Source organism: Saccharothrix xinjiangensis, assembly GCF_039527585.1.
Classification (GTDB): domain Bacteria; phylum Actinomycetota; class Actinomycetes; order Mycobacteriales; family Pseudonocardiaceae; genus Actinosynnema; species Actinosynnema xinjiangensis.
On record NZ_BAAAKE010000025.1, the window covers coordinates 134,077 to 146,372 of the forward strand.

Here is a 12,296-nt window from a genome sequence, read left to right on the forward strand (position 1 = left end):
TCAACGGGGTTCGGTCGGTCACAGGACCCGCTCCAGCCACCCGTGCACGGCCGCGGCCGTGGTGCCGGGGTGGGTGGACATCATCGAGAAGTGGTTGCCGGGCACGACCGCGACGTCGTGGTACGTGCCGTCGGTGCACGGCTGCTCGCGCACCTCGGCGGGCTTGTCCTCGCCCGACATGTACTGCCCGGCGCGGACCAGCAGCGTCGGCACCCGCGTCGGCGCGGGCCGCCAGTCGTCGAACATGCCGAGGTAGCCGCCCATCGCGATGAGCTGGTGGCCGAGCGGCGCCGCGCCGCTGTCCTCGGACAGCAGCTCGTGGCGGCGGGCCTGGGCGCGCATGAAGTCACGCCGCACCGTGACCACCATCTCGCCGGGCCAGTAGGTGTCCAGCAGCACCACCGCGGCCGGCGGGCGGCCGAGGTCGCACAGGTGGCTCGCGACGCCGTGGGCGATCCAGCCGCCCGAGGAGTGCCCGACGAGCACGACCGGGTCGATCCCGGCGTCCTCCAGGACCGCGTTGCCGCAGACCCGGAACAGCGCGTCGAGGTCGGCGGGCACCGGCTCGCCCTCGGTGAAGCCGAGCGGCCGCAGCGCCGACACGTCGCGCGGTTCCGGCAGCCCGGCGGCGAACATCGAGTACGCGGTGTCGAGCATCGGCGCGATCGGCGGCACCACGCAGGTCAGCGACGGGCGGGCCGAGCCCGACGCCAGCCGCGCGAGCCGCGGCGCGCCCGCCGACGCCACGTCGGTGAACACCGGCAGCAGCCGGGCCGCCGCGGTGAGCATGACCATGCCGTCCTCGAAGCGGCCCTCCTCCACGGCGCGCAGGTAGAGGGACACCACCGTGTCCTCCGGCCCCGCGGCCCGTTCGGCGGCCGGCGTCGCCGGCGCCTCCGGCCGCGCGTCGTCCGGCACCTCCAGCTCCCCGACGAGGAACCCGGCCAGCTCGTCCGCGGTCGGGTAGTCGAAGATCGTGGTCACCCGCAGCCGGACGCCGGTGGCGGCGTTCAGGCGGTTGCGCAGCTCCACCGCGGTGAGCGAGTCGAAGCCCAGCTCGCGGAACGTGCTGTCGGTCGGGACGCCGTCGGCGGAGACGTGGCCCAGCACGACCGCGATCTCGGCGCGGACCACGTCGGCCAGCGCCCGCGCGCGCTCACCGGCGGGCAGCGCCGCCAGCCGCCGCAGCAGGTCGGAGGTGCCCTCGCCGCCCGCGCCGGGCGCGGTCCGGTCGACCGCGCGCCGGGTGCGCACCCGCACCAGGTCGCGCAGCAGGGCCGGGACACCGCCGTCGGGCAGGCGGGAGGCGCTCGGCTTCAGCCCGATGGGCACCGGCACGGCCTCGTCGACCTCCAGGGCCGTGTCGTACAGCGCCATGCCCTGCTCGAAGCCCAGCGGGGTGATGCCGCCGCGGGTCATCCTCGACCTGTCGGCCTCGCCGACGTGCCCGGACATCTCGCTGAGCTGACCCCAGAAGCCCCACGCCAGCGACACCGCGGGCAGGCCGCGGGCCCTGCGCCACAGCGACATGGCGTCCACGAAGGCGTTGGCGGCGTTGTAGTTCGCCTGGCCCGCGGTGCCGAGGACGCCGGCGGCCGAGGAGTAGAGCGCGAACACCGCGAGGTCGGCGTCCGCGGTCAGCTCGTGCAGGTGCCACGCGCCGTCGACCTTGGGGCGCAGCGGGACGTCGAGCCGCTCGGGGGTCAGCGAGCCGAACACGCCGTCGTCGAGGGCGCCCGCGGTGTGCACCACGGCGGTCAGCGGGTGCTCGGGCGGCACCGCCGCCAGCACCGCGGCCAAGGCGTCCCGGTCGGCCACGTCGCAGCGGGCCACCACGACCTCCGCGCCGGACGCGGTCAGCTCGGCCACCAGGTCGGCCGGCGCGCCGCGGCGGCTGAGCAGCACCACGTGCCGCGCGCCCTGCTTGACCACGTGCCGGGCGGCGACGCCGCCGAGCATCCCCGAGGCGCCGGTGACCAGGACGGTGCCGTCCGGGTCGGGTCGGCGCGGCACCCGCAGCACGACCTTGCCCACGTGCCGGGCCTGCGAGATGAACCGGAACGCCTCCGGCGCCCGCCGCACGTCCCAGGCCCGCACCGGCAACGGCGCCAGCGCGCCCGACTCGAACAGCCCGACCAGTTCGGCCAGCATCTCCTCGACGCGGTCGATGCCCGCCTCCATCAGCTGGAACGGCAGGTAGGACACGCCGGGGTGCTCGGCGGCGACCCGCTCGGGGTCCCGCACGTCCGCGAGGCCCATCTCGACGAACCGCCCGGACGGCGCCGTGCGGTCCAGCGACGCGTCCAGGAGGTCGCCGGTCAGCGAGTTGAGCACCACGTCCACCTGCGGGAAGGCGTCCGCGAAGTCCGTGGTGCGCGACGACGCCAGGTGGTCGTCGTCGACGCCGAGCGCGCGCACGGCGTCCCACTTGGCCGGGCTCGCCGTCGCGTACACCTCGGCGCCGTAGTGCCGGGCGAGCTGCACGGCGGCCATGCCGACACCGCCGGCGGCGGCGTGGACCAGCACCGACTGCCCGGCGCGCAGCCCGCCGAGGTCGCGCAGGCCGTAGAGGGCGGTGAGGAAGGCGACCGGGATCGCCGCGGCCTGCTCGAACGTCCAGTTCTCCGGCACGCGCACCAGGGCGCGCCGGTCAGCCACGGCGGTCGGGCCGAACGCGCTGTCGAACACGCCCATCACGGGGTCGCCGGGCGCGAGGTCGGTGACGCCGGGGCCGACCTCGGTGACGACGCCCGCGCCCTCGCCGCCGAGCCGGGGCGTGCCCGGGTACACGCCCAGGGCCATCAGCACGTCGCGGAAGTTGACGCCCGCCGCGCGCACCGCGAGCCGCACCTGCCCCTCGGCCAGGGGCATCGCGGCCTCGGGCGCGGGTTGCAGCAGCAGGTTCTCCAGCGTGCCCGCCCCGGTCAGGCCGAGCCGCCACGGCCCGTCCGCGGGCGCGTCGAGCAGGCCGTCGGTGGCGACCCGGGCCAGCCGGGCGGCGAACGCGACGCCCTTGCGCACGGCCACCTGCGGTTCGGCGGCGGCGAACGCGGTGTCCACGACCGCGGGCAGGACCGCCGCGCCCGAGGGCAGCTCGTCGACGTCGACGAGCAGGACGCGGTCGGGGTTCTCGGTCTGCGCGGACCGCAGCAGGCCCCACACGGGCGCGGTCACCAGGTCGGGCGACTCGCCGTCCTCGACGGCCACCGCGCCCGTGGTCACCACGACCAGCCTCGACCCGGCGAAGTTCTCGTCGGTCAGCCACGCGTTGACGACGTCCACCACGTGCGCGGCGACCTCGCGCACCAGCGCCGGCACGTCGTCCCCGGCGGGCGGGTCGACCGGCAGGACGACCACGGCCGGCGGCACCGCGCCCTCGGCGACGAACGACGCCAGCGAGGACCACCGGTCGAACGGGCGCATCGCCGTGTCGGTCGCGCCGAGCGCCGCGGTGACCGGCGAGTCGCCGAGCGAGGCCCAGCGGCCCGTGCCCGGCGCGGCGCCCGCCACCGGCAGCGGCGACCAGCGCGGCGCGAACAGCGACCGGTGGTGCCCGCCCGCCGGCTCCAGGTCGCGGGGCGAGACCTCCCGGGACACCAGGGACCGCGCGGTCAGCACGACCTCGCCGCCCGGGTCGTAGCAGGTCACCGCGACCGAGTCGGCGGCGGTGCGGGTCAGCCGCACGCGCAGCGCGGTCGCGCCGGTCGCCAGCAGCCGCACTCCGGTCCAGGCGAACGGCAGGCGCGCGGCCCCGCCGCGCTCCAGCTCGTCCGCGGCCGACAGCAGCACGGCGTGCAGCGCCGAGTCCAGCAGGGCGGGGTGCAGGCCGAACCGCTCGACGTCGCCCACCGCCTGCTCGGGCAGCTCGACCTCCGCGAACAGGTCGTCACCCGACCGCCACGCGGCGGTCAGGCCCCGGAAGACCGGGCCGTAGTGGTAGCCGATCGCGTCCAGCCGCTCGTACAGGCCCTCGACCGGCAGCGGTTCCGCGCCGGGCGGGGGCCACTCGCCCAGCCGACCGTCCGCGCCGCCGCCCGCCGCCGCGACGAGCAGGCCGGTGGCGTGGCAGGTCCAGTCCTCCTCGGCGTCCGCCGCGTCCTCGGGCGTGGAGTAGACCGCGAACGGCCGCCCGCCGTCGACCTGCTGCTCGCCCACGGCGACCTGGATCGACACGCCGCCCGAGGTCGGCAGCGGCAGCGGCGACTGGAGGGTCAGCTCCTCGACGTGCCCGCGGTCCACCCGGTCGCCGGCGCGGACGGCCAGCTCCAGCAGCGCGGTGCCCGGCACCAGCACGGTGCCCAGCACCGCGTGGTCGGCCAGCCAGGGGTGGGTGCGCAGCGAGAGCCGCCCGGTGAGCAGGACGCCGCCGGAGTCGGGCAGCGAGATCTCCGCGCCGACCAGCGGGTGCCCGGTGGCGGTCAGGCCCATCGACGCGGCGTCGCCCGCGCCGGCCTCGTCGGCGAGCCAGTAGCCGTCCTGCTGGAACGCGTAGGTCGGCAGGTCGACCGCACGGGCGTCGCCGCCCTCGAAGGCCCTGGCCCAGTCGACCCGCACGCCGTGCGCGTGCGCCTGCGCGGCGGCCAGCAGGAACCGGTCCAGGCCGCCCTCGTCGCGCCGCAGCGTGCCCCAGGTGTGCGCGCGGGCGTCGGTGTCGTCGATGGTGCCCTGGATGCCGACCACGAGCACCGGGTGCGGGCTGATCTCCAGCAGGAGCGGGAAACCGCGCTCCAGCGCGGTCCTGGTCGCGCCCTCGAACCGCACGGTGTGGCGCACGTTGCGGAACCAGTGGTCCGCGTCCAGCCCGGCGGTGTCCTCCTGCTGCCCGGTGACGGTGGAGAAGAACGGCACCGCGACGGAGGTCGGCGCGAGGTCCGCGACGATGGCGTGCAGCTCGTCGCGGACCCGCTCCACCTGCACGGAGTGCCCGGCGAGGTAGACCGGGATGCGGCGGGCGGTGACGTCCCGGTCGGTCAGGTGCCGCTGGAGCTCGTCGAGGGCGTCGGGCTCTCCCGAGACCACCACGGCCTGCGGGCCGTTCACCGCCGCGACCGAGATCCGGTCACCCCACGGCTCCAACTGCGGCAGCAGCTCGTCGTAGCCCAGCCGCACCGACATCATCCCGCCCAGGCCGGACAGCGGCGCGAGCATCCGGCTGCGCAGCGCCACCACGCGGGCGGTGTCCTCTCGGGAGATCGCGCCGGCGACGTGCGCGGCGACGATCTCGCCCTGGGAGTGGCCGATGACGGCCGACGGGTCGACCCCGTAGGAGCGCCACAGGGCGGCCAAGGACACCATCACCGCGAACAGCACCGGCTGCACCACGTCCACCCGGTCCATGTCGGGCGCGCCCTCGACGCCCCTGAGCACGTCTTCGGGCGACCAGTCCACCCAGTCGGCCAAGGCGCGCGCACAGGCGGCGAACTCCTCGGCGAACACCGGTTCGGTGTCCAGCAGACCGGCGGCCATGCCCACCCACTGCGAACCCTGACCCGGGAACACGAACACCACCCGGTCGTCCGGGCCGGCCCGGCCCGACACCACGTTCGCGGCGGTGGAGCCCTCGGCCAGCGCCGTCAACCCGCGCACCAGCTCGTCCCGGTCCCGACCCACCACCACGGCCCGGTGCTCCAGCGACGACCTCGTGGTCGCCAACGAGTACCCGATGTCCACTGTGGACAGATCAGGGTCGTTCCCGACGAACTCCAGCAACCGCGCCGCCTGGGCCCGCAACGCCTGCTCCGTGCGAGCCGACAACACCCACGGCACCGCCGGGAGCGCGCGGCCCGCCGGCGCGGTGTCGGCGGCGGTGTCGGGCGCCTGCTCCAGGATGACGTGCGAGTTGGTGCCGCTGGCGCCGAAGGAGGACACGGCGGCCCGGCGCGGCCTGCCGGTCTCCGGCCACGACCGGGACTCGCGCAACAGCTCCACCGCGCCGGAGGACCAGTCCACCTGCGGTGTCGGCTCCTCCAGGTGCAGCGACCGCGGCAGCAGGCCGTGCCGCAACGCCATCACCGTCTTGATCACACCAGCCACGCCCGCGGCGGCCTGGGTGTGGCCGATGTTCGACTTGATCGACCCGAGCCACAACGGGGTCTCACGACCCTGCCCGTAGGTGGCCAGCAAGGCCTGGGCCTCGATCGGGTCGCCCAACGCCGTGCCCGTGCCGTGGGCCTCCACCGCGTCCACCTCGGTCGTCGAGAGCCCCGCGTTGGCCAACGCCTGGCGGATCACCCGCCGCTGCGAGGGGCCGCTCGGCGCGGTCAGGCCGTTGGACGCGCCGTCCTGGTTCACCGCGCTGCCCCGCACCACCGCCAGCACCCGGTGACCGTGGCGCACCGCGTCCGACAACCGCTCCAACAGCACCCAGCCCGCGCCCTCGGACATGGCGGTGCCGTCCGCGGCGGCGTCGAACGGCTTGCAGCGCCCGTTCGCGGCCAGGCCGCGCTGGCGGGAGAACTCGACGAAGGTCGCCGGGGTGGCCATCACGGTCACCCCGCCCGCCAGCGCCAGCGAGCTCTCGCCCTGCCGCAGGGACTGCACGGCCAGGTGCAGCGCCACCAGCGACGACGAGCACGCCGTGTCCACGGCCACCGACGGGCCCTCCAGGCCGAAGGTGTAGGACACCCGGCCCGAGGCGACGCTCGCCGCGCCGCCCGCGAGCATCTGGCCCTCGAAGCCCTCGGGCGCCTCGCGGAAGCGGGAGACGTAGTCGTTGTGGGTCACGCCGGCGAACACGCCGGTCCGGCTGCCGCGCAGCGCCGCCGGGTCGACCCCGGCCCGCTCGAACGCCTCCCACGCGGTCTCCAGCAGCAACCGCTGCTGCGGGTCCATGGTGAGGGCCTCGCGCGGGCTGATGCCGAAGAAGGCGGGGTCGAAGCGGTCGGCGTCGTGCAGGAACCCGCTCTCCCGCACGTAGAACGTCCCGGTGCGGTCCGGGTCGGGGTCGTGCCGGGAGTCGACGTCCCAGCCGCGGTTGACCGGGAACCCGGAGATGGCGTCCACCTCGTCGGCGACGAGCCGCCACAGCTCCTCCGGCGAGGCCGCGCCGCCGGGGAAGCGGCAGGCCATGCCGACGATCGCGATCGGCTCGGCGGCGCGCTCCTCCACCTCCCGCAGCCGCTGCCGGGTCTGGTACAGGTCGGCCGTGACGCGTTTGAAGTAGTCGGCGAGCTTGGAGTCCTCGGACATCAGGCTGTTACCACCAATCGGGGAACCGGAACGCGCAGCCGCGCGGGGTCAGGGGGAACCGCGGCGCCGGCGTGGCGCGTCGCGGACCGGTGATCAGGCACCGAACTCGTTGTCCACGAACCAGTACAGGTCGTCGAGGCTCGCGTCCCGCAGGGTCTCGACCACGTCTTCGGCCGCGCCGCCGGTCCCGTTGCCGGCCGCACCGGCGCCCGCTCCGGCGAGCACGGCGCGCAGCCGGGGCTCGACCACGTCCCGGGCCGGGCCGAGCCGCGCGAGCGCGGCCTCCAGCTCGTCGAGCCTGGCCAGCACGTCGGCGGCGGGGTCGGGACCGGACCGGTCCAGCTCGCCCGCCAGGTGCCCGGCCAGGACCGCCGTGGTCGGGTGGTCGAACACGAGGCTGCTCGGCAGCGCGAGGCCCGTCCGCTCGACGAGCCGGTTGCGCAGCTCCACCGCCGCCAGCGAGTCGAAGCCGATGTCCCGGAACGCCTGGTCGACCTCGACCGCGCGGTCGTCGACGTGCCCGAGGGTCGCGGCGACCTCCCGGCGCACCAGCTTCCGCAACTCGGCCTCCCGGTCCGCCGCGCCGAGGCCGTCGAGCCGCCGCACCCAGTCGGGCACGTCGTCGCCCGCCACCGGCTCGGCGGGTGGCGGCGGCGCGGCCAGGTCGCCGAGGAGCCGGCTGGGGCGCTGCGCGGTGAACAGCGGCGCGAACCGCGACCAGTCGACGTCCGCGACGGTGACGCAGCCCAGGTCGTGCTCCACCGCGACGCCGAGCGCGGCCAGCGCCGCGGCCGACCCCATCGCGGGCAGGCCGTGGCGGACGGCGGCGCGCTCCGCGTCGGGCCCGGCGGCCATGCCGCCCCCGGCCCACGGTCCCCAGGCGACGGAGGTCGCGGCGGCTCCCGAGGCGCGGCGGCGGGCGGCCAGCGCGTCGAGGAACGCGTTGGCCGCCGCGTACGCGCCGTGCCCGCCGCTGCCCCACACCCCGGAGATGGAGGAGAACAGCACGAACGTGCCGACCTCGTCGCCGATGAGCGCGTCGAGGTTCCGCGCGCCCGCGACCTTGCCGCGCAGCACCGCGTCGAGCACCTCGGGCGTGGTGTCGACGAGGTCGCGGGTCTCGATCACGCCCGCGGTGTGGAACACGGCGGTCAGGGGCCGGTCGGCGGGGACGCCGGCGAGCAGCCCGGCCAGCGCGGACCCGTCGGCCACGTCGCACGCGACCACCTCGGCGATCGCGCCCAGGGCCGCCAGGTCCTCCACCAGCCGCTCGACGCCGGGCGCGCGGAGGCCGGTGCGGTTGGTCAGCAGGAGGTGCCGCGCGCCGCGCTCGGCCAGCCGCCGGGCGACCAGCCCGCCGATCCCGCCGGTGCCGCCGGTGATCAGCACGGTGCCGGCGGACTCGCCGGCGGCCGGCGCGGTACCTGCCGGCGCGGTACCTGCCGACTCGACGCCGGCCGGCGCGGTACCTGCCGGCGCGGTACCTGCCGGCGCGGTACCTGCCGGCGTGTTCGCCGGGAACGTGCCGGGCGCGGGGGTCTCCAGGCGCACGAGCCGTCGGCCGGCCAGGCCGCCCGGTCGCACCGCCACCTGGTCCTCACCGGTCGCGCCGCCGAGCACGGCGGCCAGCCGGGACGCGACGGCCTCGTCGAGCGCGGCGGACAGGTCCACCAGGCCGCCCCAGCGGTCCGGGTGCTCCAGCGCGGCGACCCGGCCGAGGCCCCAGACCGCCGCCTGGTCCGGGTCGGGCAGCGGGACGTGCACGGCCTCGCGGGTCAGGCACCACAGCGGGGCCGCCACGTCCGCGTCGGCGAAGGCCTGGACCAGCACCGCGGTCGCGGCCAGGCCGGCGGGGACCGGCTCCGGGCCGGGCCGGGTGAGCGCGAGCAGGCTCACGACGCCCGACAGGTCGTCGCCCGCGCACCGGGCCAGCTCCTCGGCCAGGGCGGCGCGGCTCGTGCCGGGGTCGACCTCCAGGCGCTCGACGTCCGCGCCGCGGCGGACGAGACCGTCGACGACCTCGCGCACCCAGCCGTCCTCGGCCCGGTCCCACGGCACCAGCGCGAGCCAGCGGCCCGTCAGCGCGCCGGGCGCGGGGTCGGGCAGCGCGGTCCACTCGACGCGGTGGAACCAGCCGCCCACGGCGTCCTCCTGCCGCCTGCGGTGGCGCCAGCGCGCCAGCACGGGCAGCGCGACGTCCAGCGCCGAGCGGGCGTCCTCGTCGGCCCCGTCCGCCAGCTCCGCCACGTCGGCCCGCTCGACCGCGTCCCAGAACCGCCGGTCCACCGGGTCCGCGCCCGTTCCCACTGCGCCCGACCCCACTGCGCCCGTCCCCACCGGGCCCGGCTCCACCGCACCGGAACCCGCCGGGTCGGGCAGCAGCCAGAAGCGCTCGTGCTGGAAGGCGTAGGTCGGCAGGTCCACCGGGCCCGCGCCCGGGAACAGCGCCGCCCAGTCGACCGCCGCACCGCGCACCGCCACCCGGGCTACCGCCTCCAGCACCGCCGCCGCCTCGGGCCGGTTCCGGCGCACCGAGGGCACCCAGGCCGCGCCGGTCACGCCGCCCTCCGCGCCCAGGCCGGTCAGCACGGCGTCGGGGCCGAGTTCGAGGAAGGCCGTCACGCCGTCGTCGGCGAGGGCCCGGACGCCGTCGGCGAACCGCACGGTCTCGCGGACGTGCCGCACCCAGTAGTCCGACGTGGACACCGCCGGGTCCGCGACGCGGCCCGACAGCAGCGACACCACCGGCAGCTCGGCCGGGTGGAACGCCAGCGAGCGCACCACCTCCGCGAAGTCCGCGAGCACCGGGTCGACCAGCGAGGAGTGGAACGCGTGGCTCACCGCGAGCCGCTTGGTGCGCCGACCCCGCCCGGCCAGCGCGCCGGCCGCCGCGAGCACCGCGTCCTCGGGGCCGGAGAGCACCGCGGCCGCCGGGCCGTTCACCGCGGCCACGTCCACGCCGGGGTGCCCGGCCAGCACCTCCAGGACCTCGTCCTCGGCCGCGGCCACCGCCACCATCGCGCCGCCGGTCGGCAGCGCGCCCATCAGCCGGCCCCGCGCGGACACCAGCGCGCACGCGTCGGCGAGCGACAGGACGCCGGCGACGTGGGCGGCGGCGATCTCGCCGACGGAGTGGCCGCCGACCGCGTCCGGCCGCACGCCCCACGACTCGACGAGCCGGAACAGGGCGACCTCGAACGCGAACAGCGCGGGTTGCGCCAACTCCGTCCGCTCCAGCGCGGTGTCGCCGCCGAGCACGACCTCGCGCAGGCCGGGTCCCAGGTGCTCGCACGCCGCGTCGAACGCCGCCGCGAACACCGGGAACGCGGCGTGCAGCTCGCGGCCCATGCCGGCGCGCTGCGCGCCCTGGCCGGTGAACAGCACGGCCAGGCCGCCACCGGCGCGACCCTGGACGAGGGCTGGCGACCCCTCGCCGAGCGCCAGCGCCGCCAGGCCGCCGAGCAGCTCGTCCCGGTCCGCGCCCAGGACCACGGCCCGGTGCTCGAAGGAGCTGCGGCGGGCCAGTTCGCGGCCGACGTCCCCGGCCGCCAGGTCCGTGCGCCCCGAGACGTGCTTGAGCAGCCTGGCGGCCTGCGCGCGCAGCGCCGGCCCGGTCTTGCCGGACAGCGCCCAGGGCAGCAGCGGCGGCGTGGCGGCCGGGTCGCGCGGCGACTCGGCGGCCGGCTCGCGCGGCGGCGCGGGCGGCGCCTGTTCGAGCACGGCGTGGGCGTTGGTGCCGCTCGCGCCGAACGACGAGATGGCCGCCCGGCGCGGTTGACCGGTCTCCGGCCACGTGCGCCGCTCGGTGAGCAGCCGCACCGCGCCCGAGCTCCAGTCGACCTGCGGGGTGGGCTCCTTGACGTGCAGGGTCTTGGGCAGCACGCCGTGCCCGAGGGCCTGCACCAGCTTGATGACCCCGGCGATGCCCGCCGCGGCCTGGGTGTGGCCGATGTTCGACTTCACCGAGCCCAGGTGCAGCGGGCGGTCGGCGGGCCGGTCGGCGCCGTAGACGGCGAGCAGCGCCCCGGCCTCGATCGGGTCGCCCAGGCTCGTCCCGGTGCCGTGGGCCTCGACGGCGTCCACCTGGAGCGGCGCCAGGCCGGCGTGGTCCAGGGCCTGCCGGATCACCCGCTCCTGCGCGGGCCCGCTGGGCGCGGTGAGGCCGTTGCTGGCGCCGTCCTGGTTGACCGCGCTGCCCCGGACCAGCGCCAGCACCCGGTGGCCGTGGCGCTGGGCGTCCGACAGCCGCTCCACGGCCAGCCAGCCGACGCCCTCGCCCATCGACGTGCCGTCCGCGTCGGCCGAGAACGCCTTGCACCGCGCCTGCGGCGACAGGCCGCGCTGCCCGCTGAACCCCACGAACAGCGTCGGGGTGGTCATCACCGTGACCCCGCCGACCAGCGCCAGCGGGCACTCGCCCCGGCGCAGCGCCTGGATCGCGAGGTGCAGCGCCACCAGCGACGACGAGCACGCGGTGTCCACCGTCATCGCCGGGCCCTCGAACCCGAACGTGTAGGACACCCGGCCGGACAGGATGCTGGCGGTCGCGCCCGTGACGCCGTAGCCGGACCCGCCCGCCTCGCTCCGGGACAGGCCGATCACGTGGTCCTGGCCGTTGTTGCCGACGAAGACGCCGGTGCGGCTGCCGCGCAGCGCCACCGGGTCGATGCCGGCCCGTTCGAGCACCTCCCACGCCGTCTCCAGCAGCAGCCGCTGCTGCGGGTCGGTGGCGACGGCCTCCTTGGGGCCCATGCCGAAGAACGCGGCGTCGAAGTCGCCCGCGCCGAGCAGGAAACCGCCCTCGCGGACGTAGGACTTGCCGGGTTTGCCGGGCTCGGGATCGAACACGGCCCCCACGTCCCAGCCGCGGTCGCGGGGGAACGGCGAGATGGCGTCCACGCCGTCGTCGACCAGCCGCCACAGGTCCTCGGGCGAGGCCACCCCGCCGGGCAGGCGGCAGGACATCCCGATGATGGCGACGGGCTCGGTGTCCCGGTCCTCGGCCTCGCGCAGCCGCCGCCTGGTGTCGTCCAGGTCGGCGGTCACCCAGCGGAGGTAGTCGACGAGCTTGTCCTCGTTCGTCATCCTGCTCAGTCCTTTGTCCGGTC

The 12,296-nt window shown here is 76.7% G+C and carries 2 protein-coding genes; both read right to left on the reverse strand.

What is annotated here, in order from left to right; genetic code table 11:
* Nucleotides 1–18 precede the first annotated feature (18 nt).
* Nucleotides 19–7,188: an SDR family NAD(P)-dependent oxidoreductase gene (locus ABD223_RS34285; protein ID WP_344040881.1), complete on the reverse strand. Its 7,170-nt coding sequence runs from the start codon at nucleotides 7,186–7,188 to the stop codon at nucleotides 19–21.
* 93 nt (nucleotides 7,189–7,281) lie between these two features.
* Nucleotides 7,282–12,282, reverse strand: coding sequence for a type I polyketide synthase (locus ABD223_RS34290; RefSeq protein ID WP_425564065.1), 5,001 nt, complete (start codon nucleotides 12,280–12,282; stop codon nucleotides 7,282–7,284).
* Nucleotides 12,283–12,296 lie beyond the last annotated feature (14 nt).

What these genes read in the sequence shown, in the direction of transcription:
- ABD223_RS34285 (WP_344040881.1), bottom strand. Translation starts at nt 7,188, where the DNA reads ATGTCCGAGGACTCCAAGCTCGCCGACTACTTCAAACGCGTCACGGCC.